21 protein-coding genes are annotated in these 18,438 nt (G+C 71.8%); 12 read left to right on the top strand and 9 right to left on the bottom strand.

Annotation, left to right across the window (positions count from 1 at the left end):
• Positions 1-83 precede the first annotated feature (83 nt).
• Positions 84-1,094, bottom strand: coding sequence for an AraC family transcriptional regulator (locus OZN99_RS09690; protein ID WP_270935008.1), 1,011 nt, complete (start codon positions 1,092-1,094; stop codon positions 84-86).
• A gap of 219 nt (positions 1,095-1,313) precedes the next feature.
• Here OZN99_RS09690 and dctP point away from each other — a divergent pair, with 219 nt between their 5' ends.
• The 6 genes from dctP to OZN99_RS09660 are packed head-to-tail and all read left to right on the top strand — an operon-like array spanning position 1,314 to position 7,130.
• On the top strand, positions 1,314-2,285 hold the full coding sequence (dctP, locus tag OZN99_RS09685; protein WP_270935007.1) for a TRAP transporter substrate-binding protein DctP: 972 nt from the start codon (positions 1,314-1,316) through the stop codon (positions 2,283-2,285).
• On the top strand, positions 2,285-2,785 hold the full coding sequence (locus OZN99_RS09680; protein WP_270935006.1) for a TRAP transporter small permease: 501 nt from the start codon (positions 2,285-2,287) through the stop codon (positions 2,783-2,785). The genes dctP and OZN99_RS09680 overlap by 1 nt, the downstream gene beginning before the upstream one ends.
• A gap of 6 nt (positions 2,786-2,791) precedes the next feature.
• The gene (locus OZN99_RS09675; RefSeq protein ID WP_270935005.1) at positions 2,792-4,072 is read left to right on the top strand and encodes a TRAP transporter large permease; all 1,281 of its coding nucleotides are present in this window, start codon (positions 2,792-2,794) and stop codon (positions 4,070-4,072) included.
• Positions 4,073-4,079: 7 nt separating this feature from the next.
• Entirely contained in the window at positions 4,080-4,925 is an 846-nt protein-coding gene (locus OZN99_RS09670) for a sugar phosphate isomerase/epimerase family protein (protein WP_270935004.1), read from the top strand.
• Positions 4,925-5,980: a sugar phosphate isomerase/epimerase family protein gene (locus tag OZN99_RS09665; RefSeq protein ID WP_270935003.1), complete on the top strand. Its 1,056-nt coding sequence runs from the start codon at positions 4,925-4,927 to the stop codon at positions 5,978-5,980. The genes OZN99_RS09670 and OZN99_RS09665 overlap by 1 nt, the downstream gene beginning before the upstream one ends.
• Before the next feature lies 1 nt (position 5,981).
• A complete protein-coding gene (locus tag OZN99_RS09660) occupies positions 5,982-7,130 on the top strand; it encodes a Gfo/Idh/MocA family protein (RefSeq protein ID WP_270935002.1) in 1,149 nt (382 codons plus the stop codon).
• 79 nt (positions 7,131-7,209) lie between these two features.
• On the opposite strand, the gene OZN99_RS09655 is transcribed toward OZN99_RS09660, so the two are convergent.
• From OZN99_RS09655 to OZN99_RS09635, 5 genes are all read right to left on the bottom strand, one after another.
• Positions 7,210-8,340: a DegT/DnrJ/EryC1/StrS family aminotransferase gene (locus OZN99_RS09655; RefSeq protein ID WP_270935001.1), complete on the bottom strand. Its 1,131-nt coding sequence runs from the start codon at positions 8,338-8,340 to the stop codon at positions 7,210-7,212.
• 12 nt (positions 8,341-8,352) lie between these two features.
• On the bottom strand, positions 8,353-9,342 hold the full coding sequence (locus OZN99_RS09650) for an NAD-dependent epimerase/dehydratase family protein (RefSeq protein WP_270935000.1): 990 nt from the start codon (positions 9,340-9,342) through the stop codon (positions 8,353-8,355).
• A 57-nt stretch (positions 9,343-9,399) separates the two neighbouring features.
• Positions 9,400-10,488 carry a dTDP-glucose 4,6-dehydratase gene (gene rfbB / locus OZN99_RS09645; RefSeq protein WP_270934999.1) on the bottom strand — a complete coding sequence of 363 codons (1,089 nt, stop codon included), beginning with the start codon at positions 10,486-10,488 and terminating at the stop codon, positions 9,400-9,402.
• Between the two features lie 193 nt (positions 10,489-10,681).
• Positions 10,682-11,620, bottom strand: coding sequence for a potassium channel family protein (locus OZN99_RS09640; protein ID WP_270934998.1), 939 nt, complete (start codon positions 11,618-11,620; stop codon positions 10,682-10,684).
• A complete protein-coding gene (locus tag OZN99_RS09635) occupies positions 11,617-11,970 on the bottom strand; it encodes a RidA family protein (RefSeq protein WP_270934997.1) in 354 nt (117 codons plus the stop codon). Before OZN99_RS09635 ends, OZN99_RS09640 begins: the two co-directional genes overlap by 4 nt.
• 52 nt (positions 11,971-12,022) lie before the next feature.
• Between OZN99_RS09635 and OZN99_RS09630 the strand changes: the two genes are divergently transcribed.
• Entirely contained in the window at positions 12,023-12,529 is a 507-nt protein-coding gene (locus tag OZN99_RS09630; protein WP_270934996.1) for a TIGR00645 family protein, read from the top strand.
• 3 nt (positions 12,530-12,532) lie between these two features.
• Here OZN99_RS09630 and OZN99_RS09625 read toward each other — a convergent pair whose 3' ends face one another.
• Positions 12,533-13,399 carry a metal ABC transporter permease gene (locus OZN99_RS09625; RefSeq protein ID WP_270934995.1) on the bottom strand — a complete coding sequence of 289 codons (867 nt, stop codon included), beginning with the start codon at positions 13,397-13,399 and terminating at the stop codon, positions 12,533-12,535.
• Here OZN99_RS09625 and OZN99_RS09620 point away from each other — a divergent pair.
• On the top strand, positions 13,398-13,520 hold the full coding sequence (locus OZN99_RS09620) for a hypothetical protein (protein WP_270934994.1): 123 nt from the start codon (positions 13,398-13,400) through the stop codon (positions 13,518-13,520). The two genes, OZN99_RS09625 and OZN99_RS09620, sit on opposite strands and share 2 nt — an antisense overlap.
• 12 nt (positions 13,521-13,532) lie before the next feature.
• Here OZN99_RS09620 and OZN99_RS09615 read toward each other — a convergent pair whose 3' ends face one another.
• Both OZN99_RS09615 and OZN99_RS09610 read right to left on the bottom strand, forming a co-directional pair.
• Positions 13,533-14,288 carry a metal ABC transporter ATP-binding protein gene (locus OZN99_RS09615; protein WP_270934993.1) on the bottom strand — a complete coding sequence of 252 codons (756 nt, stop codon included), beginning with the start codon at positions 14,286-14,288 and terminating at the stop codon, positions 13,533-13,535.
• Positions 14,289-14,290: 2 nt separating this feature from the next.
• Positions 14,291-14,413, bottom strand: coding sequence for a hypothetical protein (locus OZN99_RS09610; RefSeq protein WP_270934992.1), 123 nt, complete (start codon positions 14,411-14,413; stop codon positions 14,291-14,293).
• An 82-nt stretch (positions 14,414-14,495) separates the two neighbouring features.
• On the opposite strand from OZN99_RS09610, the gene OZN99_RS09605 reads away from it, so the two are divergent.
• The 4 genes from OZN99_RS09605 to OZN99_RS09590 all read left to right on the top strand — a co-directional run.
• Entirely contained in the window at positions 14,496-15,797 is a 1,302-nt protein-coding gene (locus OZN99_RS09605; protein ID WP_270934991.1) for a DUF445 domain-containing protein, read from the top strand.
• Positions 15,798-16,006: 209 nt separating this feature from the next.
• Positions 16,007-16,690 (top strand): PEP-CTERM sorting domain-containing protein, encoded by a 684-nt coding sequence (locus OZN99_RS09600; RefSeq protein WP_270934990.1) that lies wholly within the window; start codon positions 16,007-16,009, stop codon positions 16,688-16,690.
• Between the two features lie 237 nt (positions 16,691-16,927).
• Positions 16,928-17,602 (top strand): hypothetical protein, encoded by a 675-nt coding sequence (locus tag OZN99_RS09595; protein ID WP_270934989.1) that lies wholly within the window; start codon positions 16,928-16,930, stop codon positions 17,600-17,602.
• Positions 17,603-17,796: 194 nt separating this feature from the next.
• Positions 17,797-18,438, top strand: a 642-nt coding sequence (locus OZN99_RS09590) for a hypothetical protein (protein ID WP_270934988.1), incomplete at its 3' end; no start/stop codon positions are given.

Here is an 18,438-nt window from a genome sequence, read left to right as displayed (position 1 = left end):
TGCCGCTGTAGCGCGGGGGCGCGCGCGGGGCGTGCCGGCGCGGTTCGACGCGCGGCCCGGCCCGGCGCCCCGGCTGACCGGGATCAAGGCCCGGGAACGCCGCCCGCCGCCATGCCGGACGGTTCGCCCTCACCGCCGAACCTCCGGCGGACCAGGCCCGGCGGCACGCCGAACTCGGCGCGATAGGCGGCCGAGAAATGCTGGCTGGAGCCGAAGCCGCAGGCGAAGGCGATGTCGGTCACGCTGCGCGACGGCTCCTCGCGGATCAGGCGTTCCGCCTCCCGCAGGCGCAGCCGCCGCAGGTGCTGCGCCGGCGTCGCATTGGTCAGCAGCCGGCAGTAATGCGCGAAGCGCGTGCGCGACAGCCCGCATTCGCGCGCCATGTCCTCCAGCCGCCAGTCCTGCGCAAGGGCCAGCGGCAGGCGGGCCAGGAACAACTCCACCGTCCGGCGCGTCGTCGCCGCCGCCGCATCGAGAGGCGGCGGCGCCGCATCCATGGCGTCGAGCAGCGCGAGCAGCATCGCATTGCCGGCGACCATCATCCGCGCCTCCCCCGTGTCCGGGGACTGCCGTTCCAGCAGGCCGCGAATCTCCAGGAAGGCCTGGGCCAGAGCCGGCGGCGCCCGCAGCACTGCGCGGTCGTTGAGTGTCAGGTAGTCGTGCAGGCGCTGCGCATCGCCATCCGACCACAGCAGCCAGCGCGGCCAGCGCCAGCGATCCGTCGGCCGGCGCATGTCCACGTCCAGCAGCATCCACACCAGCTGGTTGGCGCCGACATGGGGCGTGCCGATGGCGTGCAGCTGCCAAGGGCGGATGACGAAGGCATCGCCGGCCGACAGCCGGTGCGGCACCCCGTCCACCTCGAGGGAGAGCGTGCCCTGCGCCAGGTAGGCGAACTTGATGCCCTCGTTGCAGTGGCGCGCCAGGCCCCAGCGCTGCGGCGCCGGGGCATCCCAGAAGCCGATCGTGCAGATGCCGGGCAGGCGGCCTTCCAGGGGGCGGCCCGGATAGCCGCCGCGGGTCCAGGCCACGAGCCGCGTCTCGCCGCGTGCCGCCGCTTCCTGGAGGGCGCGGCAATTGTCAGCATACAGCATCGAGCCAGGCTGGCGGAACACCGCCGGGCGAACCCGTTCCGGCCCTGCGGCCCGCCGGTCCGGCATGGCGCATCCCCCCTTGCGTCAGACAGGTGGACGTCACATGGCGCCGAGTTAAGAAATTTACCAGTGGCAGGGGCTGCAAGCGGCGCCGGGCCGTCTGGGGCAAGAGGCTCCGCCTTGGGGCCGCCAGGCCCTTGCCCAGGGGGAACGCCACGCATGAGGACCTTCGCATTCTTCGCCGCGCTGCTGGCCGCGGCCATCGGCCTGCCAGCGGCCGCCGTCGCGCAGCAGACGCTGCGACTCGGCCACAACATCTCGACCTCCTCGCCCTACCACCTCTCCGCCGAGCATTTCGCGCGCCTGGTGCAGGAGCGGACCCAGGGCCGCATCCGCGTGCAGGTCTTCCCCGCCGGCGCGCTGGGCAACGAGCGCGACATGATCGAGGGCGCGCAGATCGGCACGATCGACCTGGTCGTGACCTCCTCCGCCGCGGCCGGCCCCTTCGTGCCGGCGCTGCGCATCCTGGACGTGCCCTTTCTGTTCCGCGACCCCGCGCATGCGCGCAGCGTGCTGGACGGCCCGCTCGGCGCCGAGCTGCTCGCGGCCATGCCGCCGCGCAACCTGGTGGGCCTGGCCTGGGGCGACATCGGCTTCCGCCACATCACCGCGAACCGCCCGGTCCGCACCGCCGACGACATGCGCGGCCTGAAGCTCCGCTCGCAGAACAACCCGATCCACCTCGCAGCGTACCGCGCGCTCGGCGCGCAGCCCACGGTGATCGGCTTCAACGAACTCTATGCCGCGCTGCAGACCGGCGTGGTCGACGCGAACGAGCAGCCGATCTCGATCCATGTCGCCAGCCGCTTCTTCGAGGTGCAGCGCAACCTGACGATGACCGGCCACCTGGTGGCCTCGGCGCTGTTCGTCGCCTCGCCCTCCACCTTCAACCGCCTGCCGGCGGCGACGCAGGAGATCCTGCGCGTGGCGGCGCGCGAATCCATCCCGGTGATGCGCAACGCCGCCGACGAGCAGGACCGCGCGGGCCTGGCCACGCTGCGCGAGCGCGGCATGACCATCCAGGAGACCTTCGACCGCGACAGCTTCATCCGCGCCCTGCAGCCTGCCTTCGCCGAGTTCGGCCGCGAGCTGGGCGAGGCGAACATCCGCAGGATCCAGGAGGCGCGCTGATGCAGGCGCTGCGCGGCGCTGTCCTGGCGGTCGACCGTGTGACCACCACGGTCGTCACCTGGGCGGCCTGCGCGGCGCTGGCGCTCGCCGCCTGCATGGCGATCGGCCAGGTCTTCATGCGCTACGTCGTCCGCCAGCCCACTGCCTGGTCGGAGCCGGTGGTGCAGATGGCGGTGATCTGGATGGTCTACCTCGGCGCGGCGGCGACCTTCCGCGCCGGCGCGCTGGTCGCGATCGACCTGCTCGTGGACCGGCTGCGCGGGCGCTGGCAGCGCGGCCTGCGCGTGGTGATCGCCGCCTGCGCGCTGGTGCTGCTGCTGCACATGGGCTGGTACGGCTGGGAGATGGTGGAGCGCGCGCGCTTCAACGTGAACCCGACGCTCGGCATCTCCATGTCCTGGGGCTTCGCGGCCATCCCGGTCGGCGCGGCCTTCGCCATCATCGCGGTGATCGCCCACGCCCTCGACCCGCCGCCGCGCGAGATCGACACCGGAACCTGACGACCGATGCTGACCCACTCGCTTCTGGTCGTGATGTGCACGCTGTTCCTGCTCAGCGTGCCGATCGCGGTGTCCATCGGGCTCGCGGCCATCTTCGGCATCCAGGTATTGGGCGCGATCAACCCGGTCATCATCGGCCAGCAGCTCTATGTCGTGCTGGACAAGTTCCCCCTCGTCGCGATCCCCTTCTTCATCCTGGCCGGCAACCTGATGGACACTGGCGGCATCTCGCGCCGGCTGATCGACGTGGCGCGCGCCATCGTCGGCAACACGCAGGGCGGGCTGGCGGCGACCTGCGTCGTGGCCTGCATGATCTTCGCGGCCGTGTCCGGGTCCTCCACCGCCACCACCTTCGCGATCGGCGCGATCATGATCCCGGCGCTGGTGCGCGCGGGCTATCCGAAGCCCTGGGCGGCCGGGCTGCAGGCGACCTCGGCCGAGCTCGGCGTCATCATCCCGCCCTCCATCCCGATGATCCTGTTCGGCGTCGCGGCCGACGTGTCGATCGGGGAGCTGTTCATCGCCGGCTTCGGCCCGGGGCTGCTGATCGGCGTCGCGCTGATCGCCTACGTGCTGGTCTGGGCGCGGCTCACGGGCCACGGGAAGCAGGATGCGCTGGACGGCGTGGACCCCTGGCCCGCCTTCCGCCGCGCCATCTGGGCGCTGCTGATGCCCGTCGTCGTGCTCGGCGGCATCTACGGCGGAGTCTTCACGCCCACCGAGGCCTCCGCGATCGCCGTCGGCTATGCCTTCGTGATCGGCATGTTCGTGCACCGGGAGCTGAGCTGGCGGGACCTCGGGCCGGTGCTGAAGAAGTCGGTGATCTCCTCCGTCGTCATCCTCTTCATCATCGCCTGGGCCGGCCTGTTCGCCTTCCTGATCAACCGCGAGGGCATCCCGGCCGCGATCGGCGCCTGGATGCTCGGCGTCATCGACAGCCCGCTGACCTTCCTGCTGGTCGTGAACATCGTGCTGTTCCTGATCGGCATGTTCATCGAGGGCTCGGCGGCGATCATCGTGCTGGCGCCGATCCTGGTGCCGGTCGCGATCCAGTACGGCATCGACCCCGTCCACTTCGGCATCATCATGGTGGTGAACCTGGCGATCGGATTCATCACGCCGCCCTTCGGCGTGAACCTCTTCGCCGCCTGCACCGTCGCGCGCATCCCGCTGGAGCGCATCGTCCCGCCGATCGTCGCCTTCATCGGCGTCGTCGTCGCCTGCCTGATGCTGATCACCTACATCCCGCCCATCTCGCTCGCGCTGCGCGACTGGGTCTATCGCTGAGGCCGCCATGCGCTACGGGATGAACCTGCTGCTCTGGACCACCGAGGTCACCGAGGGCCATTGGCCCGTCTTCGAACGGCTGAAGGCCATCGGCTACGACCTGGTCGAGGTGCCGGTCTTCGAGACGGCCGACGTGGACGGCTATGTGCGCCTCGGCGCGCGGCTGCGGAACCTCGGCCTGACGCCGCATGCCGTTACCGCGATCGGGCCCGAGGCGAACATCGCGGACGCCGATCCGGGCCTGCGCGCGGCGGGGGAGGCGCAACTGCGCGCCATGGTGGACTGCGCCGCGGCGCTCGGCGCGCCGACGCTGTCGGGGCCCATCCACTCCGCGATCGGCGTCTTCACAGGAAGCGGGCCGACGGCGGAGGAGATCGCCCGCAGCGCGGAGATCCTGGCCCGCATCGCCGACCATGCCCGCCCGCACGGCGTGCGGCTGGCGATCGAGCCGCTGAACCGCTTCGAATGCTACCTGCTGAACGACCTCGCCTCGGCCGCCGCCTTCGCGCGCCGCGTGGCGCCCGATGCCGGCGTGCTCTACGACACCTTCCACGCCCATATCGAGGAGAAGGACGTCGCCGCCGCCATCGCGGCGGATGCCGACCGGATCGCGCTGGTCCATGTCTCGGAGAACGACCGCTCCACGCCGGGCCGCGGTCAGGTGCGCTGGCGCGACAACTTCGCCGCGCTGAAGGCCGCCGGCTACCAGGGCCCGCTGATCGTCGAGGCCTTCGGCCTCGCCCTGCCGGCGCTGTCGGCCGCGACGCGGATCTGGCGGCGCATGTTCGACGACGAGTTCACGCTGGCAGCCGAGGCGCTGGCGTTCATGCGACGGGAATGGGAGGCCGCGTGATGCGCACGCTGAAGGGACCGGGCATCTTCCTGGCGCAGTTCGCCGCCGACGTGGCGCCCTTCGACACGCTGGGCGGCATCGCGGGCTGGGCGGCGAGCCTCGGCTTCAAGGGCGTGCAGATCCCGTCCTGGGACGCCCGGCTCTTCGACCTCGCCCGCGCCGCGGAAAGCCAGGCCTATTGCGACGAGGTCCGCGGCACGCTCGCCGCGCATGGGCTCGAGGTGACGGAACTGTCGACCCACCTCCAGGGCCAGCTCGTCGCGGTGCACCCCGCCTACGATGCCGCCTTCGACGGCTTCGCGCCGGAGGCGGTGCGCGGCCGCCCGCGGGCTCGGCAGGACTGGGCGGTGCAGCAGGTCACGCTGGCGGCGAAGGCGTCGCGCAACCTCGGCCTCACGGCGCATGCGACCTTCTCGGGCGCGCTCGCCTGGCCCTTCGTCTATCCGTGGCCGCAGCGTCCGGCGGGCCTCATCGAGACCGCCTTCGCCGAGCTCGCCGCGCGCTGGCGCCCGATCCTCAACGCCTTCGAGGAGCAGGGCGTGGATGTCTGCTACGAGATCCACCCCGGCGAGGACCTGCACGACGGCGCGACCTTCGAGCGCTTCCTGGAGGCCGTCGGTGACCATCCACGCTGCAACATCCTCTACGACCCCAGCCACTTCGTGCTGCAGGCGCTGGATCATCTCGCCTTCATCGACATCTACCACGCGCGCATCCGCGCCTTCCACGCGAAGGACGCCGAGTTCCGCCCGAATGGTCGCGTCGGCATCTATGGCGGCTACCTGCCCTGGGTGGAGCGCGCGGGCCGCTTCCGCTCGCTCGGCGACGGGCAGGTGGACTTCAAGGGCGTCTTCTCGAAGCTGGCCCAGTACGACTTCAAGGGCTGGGCGGTGCTGGAATGGGAGTGCTGCCTGAAGCACCCCGAGGACGGCGCGCGGGAGGGCGCGGCCTTCATCCGCGACCACATCATCCGCGTCACTGACAAGGCCTTCGACGACTTCGCCGCCGCAGGCACGGACGAGGCTGCGAACCGCCGGCTGCTCGGGATCGGCTGAGATGCGCCGGCTGCGTCTCGGCATGGTCGGCGGCGGGGAGGGCGCCTTCATCGGCGCCGTGCACCGACTTGCCGCACGGATGGACGATCGGTGGGAGCTGGTCGCCGGCGCCTTCTCCCGCGATGCCGGGCGTGCCCGGCGCTCGGCGGCCGCGCTGCACGTCGCGCCCGAGCGCGCCTATGCCGGCTTCCGCGAGATGGCGCTGGCCGAGGCCGCGCGGCCGGACGGGATCGATGCCGTGGCTATCGTCACGCCGAACAGCAGCCACCATGCGATCGCGCGCGCCTTCCTGGACGCCGGCATCCACGTGATCTGCGACAAGCCGCTGACGACGACGCTGGACGATGCGCACGACCTGGTGCGCGCCGTGGCCGCGAGCGGCCTGGTCTTCGCCCTGACGCACAACTACACCGGCTACCCGATGGTGCGCCAGGCGCGCGCCATGGTCGCCGCCGGCGAGCTCGGCGCGGTTCGCGTGGTGCAGGTGGAGTACGCGCAGGACTGGCTCTCCACCCCGCTCGAGGAGAGCGGCCAGAAGCAGGCGGCATGGCGCGTGGACCCGGCGCAGGCCGGGCCGGCGGGCTCGCTCGGCGATCTCGGCACGCATGCGCACAACCTGGCGGAGTTCGTGACCGGGCTGCGTGTCGAGAGCGTGTGCGCGGAGCTCACCGCCTTCGTTCCCGGCCGCCGCGTGGACGACGATGCGCAGGCGCTACTGCGCTTCGCGGGCGGGGCGCGCGGTATGCTGTGGTCCTCCCAGGTCGCGCCCGGCAACGAGAACGCGCTGCGGCTGCGCGTCTATGGCGAGAAGGCCGGCCTGGAATGGGCGCAGGAGCATCCGAACCAGCTCCGCGTCACGCCGCTCGGCGAGGCACCACGGATCCTGGCCCGCGGCGCCGGCGCGCTCAGCCCCGCCGCCGCCCACGCAACCCGTATCCCGGCCGGCCATCCGGAAGGCTATCTGGAGGCCTTCGCGCAGATCTACCGTGACGCCGCGGAACAGATCGCGGCGCGCCTCGAAGGCCGCGCGCCCGATCCCGCCGCGCTCCTGGTGCCGACCGTGGAGGACGGCGCCCGCGGCATCGCCTTCGTCGCGGCCTGCGTCGAGAGCAGCCAGCGCGGCGGCAGCTGGATCCCTCTGGAGCCATAGGTCGGCCTCGCCCTGGGCGTGGCCGGGGCGCGCGGCGTCGGACGGAACGGGAAGGGCAGGGCCCTCCCGCTCCCTCGGCTCACAGCCGCCGCAGCGCCTCGCAGACGCGGTCCACCTGCGCGTCGGTCAGCTCGGGGAACATCGGCAGGCTCATCACCTCCCCCGCCGCGCGCGCTGTCTCCGCGCAGCCGGCCGGGCCCATCGGCGTGCGGCCGCGATAGGCCGGCTGCAGGTGGACGGGCTGCGGGTAGTGGATCGCGGTCGCGATGCCCTCCGCGCGCAGCCGCGCCATCACCGCCGCGCGCTCGGGCACGCGCAGCACGTACTGGTGGAAGACATGGCCGGCACCCGCGCGCCGCGCCGGCGGGGCCAGGCTGCTGCCGGTCAGCGCCGCGTCATAGGCTTGGGCGATGGCCTGGCGGCGTGTGTTGCCGGCATCCAGCGCGGTCAGCTTCACGCGCAGGATCGCGGCCTGCAGCTCGTCCAGGCGGGAATTCACGCCGACCTCGGCGCTGATGTAGCGCTCCTTCCAGCCGTACTGGCGGATCGCGCCGATGCGGTCGGCGAGTGCCGCATCGTCCGTCGTCAGCACGCCGCCGTCGCCCAGCGCGCCGAGGTTCTTGGTGGGATAGAGCGAATAGCAGGCGACGCGGCCGAGATTGCCCACCTTCGTCCCGCTTAGCGTCGCGCCATGCGCCTGGCTGCAATCCTCGATCACCGCGACGCCGTGCTGCGCGGCCGCTTTCAGCATCGGGCCGAGGTCGCAGGCCTGGCCGTAGAGATGCACCGGGATCACCGCGCGGATTGGCGGCAGGCCGGGCGGCGGATCCTCCAGCACGGAGACCAGCTCGTCCGGATCCATCGTGTAGGTCTCGGGGTCGATGTCGAGCAGCAGCGGCGTGGCGCCGACCATCTCGATCGCCGCCACTGTGGCGACGGCGGTGTGGGAGACGGTCGCGACGGTGGCGCCCGGCCCGATGCCGAGGCCACGCAGCGCCAGCGCCAGCGCATCCGTGCCGTTGGCGCAGCCGACCGCGCGCGCCGCGCCCTGCCAGGCGGCGAATTCCTGCTCGAAGGCCTCGCCCTCCTTGCCCAGGATGTACCAGCCGGAGGCCAGCGCGCGCGCCACGGCGGCGTCGATGGCCTCCTTCTGCGCGCGGTAGCCCGCGCCGGGATCGGCCTGCGGGACGGTGATGGTGGTCGCGTTCATCTTGCGTGGTCCCTACGCCACATACTCGGCCAGCCGAGGACGATACCATTCCAGCGAACGGCGCAGCCCCTCGTCCACGTCCACCCGCGGCCACCAGCCGGTGGCGCCACGGAAGGCGCGGTCGTCGGCGGCGAAGCTGCCGATGTCGATGGGCGCGCGATCGGCCGGGAATTCCTTGGTCTCGTAGCTGCCCTGGCCGTCATTCGCGGCGATCAGCCGCTCCGCCAGGTCGCGCAGCGACAGCGGCGGCGACCCGCCGATGTTGAACACCTTGCCGCCCACCTCCGGACGATGGGCCTGCTGCGCGGCACGCAGGAAGGCGTCCACCACATCGTCCAGGTAGGTCAGGTCGCGCAGCTGGTCGCCGCCCCAGACCTCGAAGGGCTCGCCTTCCAGCACGCGGCGGATCCAGATGCCCAGGAAGGTCTGCCGCGCGTCCTTGATGCGCAGCCGCGGGCCGTAGCAGTTGGTGAGCCGGAGCGAGACAACGGGGCGGTGGTGCACGCGATGCTCCAGCAGCCAGTACTGCTCGCCCGCCCACTTCGACACGCCGTTGGCGTCCGGCGGGTTGACGGTGTGCTTCTCGTCCACCGGCAGGTATTGCGGGCGGCCGTAGAACTGGCGGGTGGAGGCGTGCACCACGACCGCCTTCGGCGCGGCCTCCCGCATCGCCGCCACCAGCCGCACCTGCGCCACCGCGTTGATGGCGATGTCCGCCACCGGGTCGCGCTGGCCGCCCATATGGCTGGTCTGCGCCGCCATGTTGAACAGCACGTCGATGCCCTGGCAGAGCGAGTGGAGCTCGGCGTCGCGGATGTCGCCGCGCACCAGCATGACGTTGCTGCCTTCCAGGTTCAGCGGGCTGGCCCCGCCATCCGGCATCATCGCGTCCAGCGCCACCACCCGCGCGCCCTGCGCCGCCAGCGCATGGCAGAGGCCGCTGCCGAGGAATCCCGCGCCGCCCGTCACCAGTACGCGCTTGCCGCGCCAGCCATCCGTCACCGATGCGCTCCTGTCCGTGTCAGGCCGTGCCTATCGCAGGCTCCGCCTGCAACCCAATCAACCCGTCGTGGTGGCGGCGCCGCTCGCCTGCGGCGCGACCCCGAGGCGCTGCCCGGCATAGCGGCGCGCGCGGATCGGGGCCCACCAGGACTCGTGTTCGAGGTACCAGCGCAGCGTATTCTCCAGCCCCGCCTCGAAGTCGTGCCGCGCCGTCCAGCCCAGCGCAGTTTCCGCGCGGGACGGATCCATCGCGTAGCGGAAGTCGTGGCCCGGGCGGTCCTTCACGAAGGTGATCAGCCGCTCACGCGGGCCGGCCGGATCTGGGCGCAGGCGGTCAAGCGCGGCGCAGATCGCCTTGACCACCTGCAGGTTCGTCCGCTCCTGCCGCGGCCCGATGCAGTAGGTCTCGCCCGGCTTGCCGGCGTGCAGTGCCGCGGCGCAGAGCGCCTCGGCATGGTCGTCCACGTAGATCCAGTCGCGCACATTCGACCCGTCACCGTAGACCGGCAGCGACTTGCCCTCGAGCGCGTTCAGCGCGACCAGCGGGATCAGCTTCTCCGGGAATTGCCAGGGGCCGTAGTTGTTCGTCGTGTTGCTGACGAAGGCGGGGAAGCCGTAGGTGTGCTGCCAGGCACGCACCAGGTGGTCGGATGCTGCCTTGGATGCGCTGTAGGGGCTGCGCGGGTCGTAGGGCGTGTTCTCGTCGAAAGGCGGGTCGCCATGGTCCAGTGAGCCGAACACCTCGTCCGTCGAGATGTGGTGGAAGCGGAAGGCGGCCTTCTCTGCGCCCTCGAGCCCGCTCCAATGCGCCCGCGCCGCCTCCAGCAGGACCTGCGTGCCGACGACGTTGGTGCGGATGAACTCGGCCGGCCCGTCGATGGACCGGTCCACATGGCTCTCGGCGGCCAGATGCATCACCACCTGCGGGCGCCACTGCGCGAAGGCGCTGCGCATCGCCTCCGGGTCGCAGATGTCGGCCTTGATGTGGATGTGGCGCCGGTGGCCGTCGGCCTCCTCCAGAGCCTCGTGGCTGGCGGCGTAGGTCTCCTTGTCCACGTTGACGACGACATGGTCGGTGGTGCGGATCAGGTTGCGGATCACGGCGGACCCGATGAAGCCCAGGCCGCCGGTGAGGAGGATATGCATCGCGTATGTCCGGTTCGGGTCGAGAATAGCCAGCGGATTGCGGCGGAAGCGCGACCGGGACCCGGCGCGATGGTGGCCCGGACGCCACGGGACCCGGCCCGGCCGCCCCTTCAATCGGCGGGAGAATGCCCGGCGCGGCGCGTCCGGTCGAGAGGCTGCCGCGCCCGGCCGCCCGTTCCCCGTGCCGGCCCGGCTACTCCGTGCCGGCCCCGCCCCGCCGGCGCCGCGCGCGGAGGATCTCGGCCACCCCGAACAGCAGCAGGAGCTGCCCCAGGACCACCTGGATGCTGGCCAGCACCCGGATGCCGTCGTCCTGCGGGTGGATGTCGCCATAGCCGACGGTGGACAGGGTCGCGATGGAGAAATGCAGCGCGTCCGAATAGCTGATCCGCATCGGCCCGCCCGGCCCGTTGAACAGCGACACGATCGAAAGCCCGTCGGAGATCCGGTAGGCCGCCGCGAAGACCACGACGAGCAGCGCATACATCAGAAGGAAGGCCGTGGCCGGCACCATCATGTGGCGCGCGCGGTCCGAGACCTCGTGCATGATCAGGGCCACGTCCACCAGCAGCCGCACCACGTCGCGCACCGACAGCGCCACGATCCCGGCGATCGCGGCCATGGAGATCAGCAGCGCCGCGGCCTGGGCCCAGGGCTCCAGCCGGTTGACCGGCAACACGAAGCAGACCAGGCCGATCAGGGCGGTGAACAGCACCCAGCGCAGGGTGTGGGGCAGTTCCGCCAGGTCGTGCTCGTCCTCCCGCCCGACGATCCCGGCCAGGTCCCCGCGGCGCCACCACGCCGAGACCAGGAAGGCGAAGACCGGCAGCAGGAAGGCGGGCGCGCGGGACCAGTCGGGGGCCTGCGGGAACTGGGCGCGGCTCAGCACCACGAAGAGGCTGGCATAGATGGCGAGCCCCGTCGCCGTGCCGAAGGCGAAGTGCAGCCCGCGCGGGAACAGCCAGTAGAGGAAGCCGAGGCCGAGCGCCGCCGCGGCCACGACCACCATCGGCATGACGCGGCCGTCGTCGCCCACGCCCCAGGCGGTCAGCACGGCCAGGACGACGGTGAACAGGACGGCGCGCAGCCAGGCGGTCAGGCGGGTCAGCCCGCGGCGTCGGGCCGCGCTCATCGCGGCGCCAGCGCGACCCCGGTGATCTCCACCTTCCAGCGCGGATCCACCAGCTGCGCCTGGATGGTCATGCGGGCCGGCTTGTGGCCGCGGTCCAGCCAGGCGTCCCAGGCGCGGTTCATCGCCGGCGCGTCGCGGATATCGGCCAGGACGACGGTGGCGGAGAGCAGCGCGCGCTTGTCCGTGCCGGCTTCTGCCAGCAGGGCGTCGATCTGGCGCAGGATGTCGGCGGTCTGGCCCTCTGCATCGGCAGAGGGGTCGTCGGCGACCTGCCCGGCCAGCCAGACCAGGCCGCCCCCCACCACCGCGCCGGACAGGCGCTCCTCCTCGGCGATGCGGCGGATCGTCATGCTTCCCTCCGGTTGCGGCCGGGCGCTAATGCTGCCCGACGCGGAGACTGACATGCAGGCGATTCTCGACAAGGTCATCCTCGGCAGCCGCTGGATCCTGGCGGTGTTCTTCCTGGGGCTTGCGGCCGCGCTGGTCATCTATGCCGTGCACTTCCTGGCCAAGCTGTGGAAGTTCGCGGCCGGTGCGCTGGCGGGGGACGCCACGCAATTGCTGATCGACCTGCTCCACCTGCTGGATTCCGCCCTTGTCGCCTCCCTCGTCGTGATGGTGGCGATCTCGTCCTATGACAGCCTGGTGTCGCGCCTGACCAACGACGAGCAGGAGCGCAAGGCCTCCTGGGTGTCGACCATCGATCCCGGCAACCTGAAGATCAAGCTCTCGACGGCGCTGATCGCCATCTCCTCGATCCACCTGCTGCAGATCTTCATGGATGTCCGGGAATACGACGACCGGGCGATCATGTGGGCCGTCGTGATCCACACGATGTTCCTGCTGGGCGCCATCGCGCTCGGCCTGCTGGATCGGCTGACCGCCCTGTCGAAGAAGGGGAAGCCGTAGCTTTCAGCCGGCCAGGTGCGGCCGCCGCAGCAGGCGCGCGGCGAGCCCGTCCACAGGGCCCGCGACGACCGAGACCGCCCAGGCCAGCCCCGCCGTCAGCACGATGGCCGGGCCTGACGGCAGGTCGAGGTGGTAGGAGGCGAGCAGCCCCGCGAAGGCCGAGGCCGCGGCGATCGCCACCGCGGCATAGGCCAGGCCCGACAACTCCCGCGCCCAGTGCCGCGCCGCGACCGCCGGCAGCATCATCAGCCCCACCGCCATCAGCGTGCCCATCGCCTGGAAGGCGGCCAGCACGTTCAGCACCACCAGCGTCAGGAACAGCATGTGCCACAGCGCGCCCTGCGCGCCCTCGGCGCGGGCGAAGGCGGGGTCGAAGGTCTCCAGCGCCAGCGGCCGCCAGGCCAGGGCCAGCGCGGGCAGGGTGATCGTCGCGACGCCCGCCATCAGCAGCAGCGCCGCGTCGTCCACGCCCAGCACCTGGCCGAACAGCAGGTGCGTCAGGTCGCCCGTGTCGCCCCGCAGCGACACCAGCGTGACGCCGAGCGCGAGCGCGATGAGGTAGAGCGCGGTCAGCGCCGCGTCCTCCCGCCCGCCCGTCGCGCGGGAGAGCGCGCCGGCGCCGAGCGCCACCAGCAGCCCCGCCACCAGCCCACCCAGCGACATGGCCGGTACGGACAGCCCCGCCACCAGGAACCCGGCGGCGATGCCGGGGGTCACGCCATGCGCCAGGACCTCGGCCGTCAGGCTGGTCCGGCGCAGCATGAGCAAGACGCCGAGCGGCGGCGCGGCCACGGCCAGCGCCACGCAGCCCACCAGGGCCCGGCGCATGAAGCCGAATTCGACGAAGGGGCCGAGCAGCGCCTCCAGCATGCCCGGCGCGCGTCAGCGCGCCGAGGCCGCGAATGCGGCCCGCGCCCAGACCCTCAACCCCGCCCGGCGCGCCATCGGCCGGCGCGAAGCCAAGGCCGCGGAGCGCCCGCCCGGCATCTGAGGGCACATGCTGTCAGGCGGCCTTCGGGCCGGCGCAGATGGCGGCGTCCTCGTCCCAGGCTTCCGCCATCATCCGCGCCTTCAGCCGGTTGGCGGCGCTCAGCACCTCCGCGGTCGGGCCGAAGGCGACCTTCTCTCGCGCCAGAAGCAGGCAGTCCGGGAATTCCGCGCGCACCAGGTCGAGGTCGTGCAGCACGGCGACAACGGTGCGACCTTCCCCGTGCCAGCGCTTCAGGACAGCCAGCAGGTCGGCCGCGGTGCGGGCATCGACCGCGTTGAAGGGCTCGTCCAGCAGGATCAGGTCGGCATCCTGCACCAGCAGCCGGGCGAAGAGCAGGCGCTGGAACTGCCCGGCCGACATATCCGCCACCGGCCGCTGCCCGAAGCCGCCGAGGCCGACCGCTTCCAGCGCGGCCGAGGCGCGCGCCCGGTCTTCAGCGGAGGCGCCGCGGAAGGGACCGAGGCGCGACCAGAGCCCCTGCAGCACCACGTCGCGGCAGAGGATGGGGAAGGTCCGGTCCATGCCGGCCTGCTGCGGCAGCAGGGCGAGGCGGCATGGGCGGCCCTCAGGGTGCGTCACCGCGATCCGCCCCTCATCCGGCCGGTGCAGGCCGGCGACGGCGCGGAGCAGCGTGGTCTTGCCCGCGCCGTTGGGCCCGACGATGGCGGTCAGGCTGCCCGGCGCGAAGCGCGCCGTGAGGTGATGCACCGCCGGGTGGCGCCGATGGGTCGCCGTCAGGTGCTCGATGCGGAGCTCGGGGCCGCGCATGGTCAGGACCGCATCGCCCAGGCGACCGCCGCCCACAGTACGGCCAGCACGCCGGCCGCCAGCACCAGCCGGGCGCCTGCGCCGGCCGACAGGTCCAGCGGATCGGAAGGGAGGAGGTGTCGCATGGCTACCGTATAACGTAGCATCCCGTATAGCGGCTGCCGGCCGGCTGGGCAAAGTCCATGTCGCGGCCTACCTCCCTGCGCCATGCAGGGCCGCCCCGATCCCCTTCCGATCCCGCCGCCGACCGACCCCGAGGCCGCCCTGCGGCGGGGGCTGCAACGCCACCGCCTGGTCGCGACCGGCCTGCTGGCCGGCATGGGCGGGCTGCTCGTCGGCACCTACTGGATGCCGCCGGGCTACTGGACGGACCTTCTGCAGGCCTCCGCCAAGGCCGGGCTGGTCGGCGGCATCGCCGACTGGTTCGCGGTGACCGCGCTGTTCCGCCACCCGCTCGGCCTGCCCATCCCGCACACCGCGATCATCCCGAACCAGAAGGAGAGGCTGGGCGCCGGCCTCGGTCGCTTCGTCGCCAACCACGTCTTCACCGAGGAGGAGGTGCGCCGCGTGATCGCCCGGCTCGACCTCGGCAAGATCCTGGGCGACTTCCTTGCCGACCCGGAGGCGACGCGGCCGGCCGCGGTGGCGCTGGCCGCCGCCATGCCGCGGGTGCTGGCCAGCGTGGAGGACGGGCGGGCGAAGCGGCTGCTGGTGCGGGTCGTGCCGCGCCTGGCCGGCGGCCCCGGGGCGGCGAAGGTGATCGCCCGGGCGCTGACCGCGCTGATCGAGGGCGGCCGCCACCAGGAGGTGTTCAACCTCGCGGTGGGCCAGTTGAAGGCCGTGCTGACCGCCAAGGAGGACCAGCTGAAATCCGCCATCGAGGCCCGGGTGCGGGCGGAGGGCGGCACGCTGGTCGGCTGGATCGCCGGCGCGGCCATCGCCCGCCGCGTGCTGGGGGCGGTGAACCACGAGCTGGACCGGGTGGAACCCGGCGACAGCGAGCTCCGCCAGGCCTTCGAGGCCTGGGTTCGCGCGGAGATCGCCCGGATGGAGGCCGACCCCGAGCGCGCCGCCGCCGTCGGCCGCGCGGTGCGGGAGGCTCTGGCGCACCCCGCCGTCACCGCCTGGCTCGGCGACATCTGGGGCCGGCTGCGGGCCGCGCTGGAGGCCGATGCCGCCAATCCGGAGGGGCGGACCGTGCAGGTGCTGGCCGGGGCGCTCGGCAATCTCGGGGCGGTGCTGGTTGAGGATCCGACCGCCCGGGCGCGGCTGAACCGCGCGGCGGAGGGGGTGCTGCTGGCCCTGCTGCCCAACGCCCGCACCCGGCTGTCGGACTTCATCGCCGGCGTGGTGCGCAACTGGGACACCGCGACGGTCACCGAGAAGATCGAGCTGCGGGTGGGGCGCGACCTGCAATACGTCCGCATCAACGGGACGCTGGTGGGCTTCCTGGTGGGGGGCGGGCTGTTCGCCCTGCTGACCGCCTTGTTCGGGCGCGTCGCCAGCTGACGGGGGGGGCTGTCGGGAATCCTTACAGGCCGAAGGGTCGGATTCCGCGGGTCTGTGCGGTTTTGTGCGTCGAAGGAGTTTACAAAGTCAGGAACTCTCTCGACGTCGCCGTCGAAAAAACCGGCAAAATCAATGCTGAAAGAGTCTGGCACGGGGCTTGCTTCTCTCGCTTCGCAACGATGGATCCCTTCCGGGAGAGAGAGCGAGAGATGAAGAAGCTTCTTCTGGCCGGTGCCGCAGCGCTCGGCTTGGCAATCGCCCCGGCGGCCCAGGCGGCCCTGGTGGATGTGACGACGGTCACCATCCCGGGTGGCCTTCCGGGCAATGCGGCGGCGATCTTCGTCTTCACCGAGGCGGCGGACACCAGCACGTTGTCCTGGTCGCAGGACGGCTTCGCCACGACGAACCTGCTGTTCAACAACAACAGCGATCCGATCGGGACGATCGCGCCGCCCAGCTTCCCGGTGCCGCTCGGCTTCGGCGCCCCCGGCAACATCGCGTTCCGCCTCGACAACCAGTCTTTCCCGCAGGTTCTGGACACCGGGGTGCAGTATCTCGCGCCGTCCACCAACACGCTGGTTTATGCCGCGAAGGCGTCCTTCAACTACGCTGATTTCGGCCAGGGTGCGCTTCCTGCCGCCGCCGCGGCGGCGATTGCCACGGTGCAGGCCGCGCGTCCCGGCAGCTCGATTGTGTTCATTGGCTTCGAGGACCGCGTGCTCTGCACGACGGGCGCGCCGCTGAACTGCCCGACGGTTCCGGACTTCGACTACAACGACCTCATCTACGCCTTCGACGTGACGGTCGCGAACGTGCCGGCGCCGGCGGCGCTCGGCCTGTTCGGTATGGGCCTGCTGGGCCTGGCCGGGGTGGCGCGCCGCCGCCGGACCTGACTGCCGCCCGGCCGGAAGGCCGGGTTCACGGCCTGTCGCCGGGGGCAGTGGCCTGTCGGAGTTTCTTACATGTCTCGCGTGATTCGCCTCTGGCGATCACGCGAGCGTGTCGAGGAACTTTACAGCCGCTGCGTGTGGCCTTGCGTGGCCCAATGATAACAGAAGCTTAGTGCTCTGGCATGACCCTTGCTAACCCTCGTGGCAGTTTCGAACTGCTCCGCGAGGGAGAGGGATATCATGCGCAAGTTTCTGCTGGCCGGCGCTGCGGCGATCGGCATTGCTTTCACGGGCGGCGCGAACGCTGCCCTGGTGGATGTCACCTCGGTGACGATCCCGGCGGGTGTGCCTGGCAACGCCGCCGCGATCTTCGTCTTCACCGAGGCGGCGGACACCAGCACTCTGTCCTGGTCGCAGGACGGCTTCACCACGTCCAACCTGCTGTTCAACAACAACACCGATCCGGTCGGCACCATCCGCCCGACGGGCTTTCCGCTGCCGCTCGGCTTCGGCTCGCCCGGCCCGATCGTGTTCCGCCTGGACAACCAGAGCTACCCGCAGATCCTGGACACCGGGGTGCAGTATCTCGCGCCGTCCACCAACACCAACGTCTATGCGGCCAAGGCGTCGTTCAACTACGCCGATTTCGGCCAGGGCGCGCTGCCCGCCGCCGCCGCGGCGGCAATTGCCACCGTGCAGGCCAACCGCCCCGGCAGCTCGATCGTGTTCATCGGCTTCGAGGATCGCGTGCTCTGCACCTTCGCGACCTGCCCGACCGAGCCGGACTTCGACTACAACGACCTGATCTACGCCTTCGACATCACGGTCGCGAACGTGCCGGCGCCCGCGGCGCTGGGCCTGTTCGGCATGGGCCTGCTGGCGCTGGCCGGCGTGGTTCGTCGTCGCAGCGTCTGACGCTTCGGCACTGCCAGGCTATCGGGGGCGGTCGCGCAAGCGACCGCCCTTTTCCGTTGTCGCCGGCGCGTCGCCAGCCGCCCCGCCGCTCACGCAGCTGTGGCGCGAGCGGGCGGAATGATCGCATGATTCGTATACCATAAGGGACGATCCTGCGTTTCCCTGCCCGCGCAGTCGCTCGGTGCGGAGGAAACATGGCGTTCGTCAGGCGGGTCTGGATCTCGCGGGCCAGCGGCGGCGGGGCAGCGGATGCGCCCTTCATCGAGGAGCGGCCCGCCCGGCCGCAGCCGGCGCGCCGGATGTTCACCGCGCATGAGGAGGCGGAGAGCCTGGCCCGCTGGCACCGCGCCCGCCGGCACCTGTTGCGCCCGGACGCCCCGACCGCGCGAGAGATCACCACCCTCGGCATCTTCGCGGCGGCCCTGGTCGCCATGCGCGCGGCCGAGCGCGCCTGGGAGTTCGGTCCCGTTGAGGGCGCCGACGCCGCGGGTGACCCGGCGTCGGGGCAGGGCGACGGCCGTTTCGCGGCGTTCCTCGAGGACCTTGCGAGCACGACCGGCGTCTCCTGGCGGTGGACGCCGGATCCCGGGCCCGACGTCGTCGGCTCCGGCACCGGCGCGGAGGTGGCCGGCCCCTCCCGCCTCGTCCCGGGTGGCTCCGCCGGCTCCGTCGTGACGGAGCCGGTCCCGGCGACCGCCGGCGAGTTGCTGCGGACGCCGACAGCCGCCATCGCGGACCCGGCCGTTGCCCGCATCGCCGCCCTGCCCGAGGCGGGCGCGGCCCTGGCCCCGGCCGGCGCCAACCCCGCCGAGCCTGCCATGCGCCTCGCGGAGACC

It is taken from the genome of Falsiroseomonas oryzae (assembly GCF_027856955.1).
Lineage (GTDB): Bacteria > Pseudomonadota > Alphaproteobacteria > Acetobacterales > Acetobacteraceae > Falsiroseomonas > Falsiroseomonas oryzae.
Note: the sequence above shows the minus strand (reverse complement) of the source record. Positions and strands in the feature narration are given on the sequence as shown.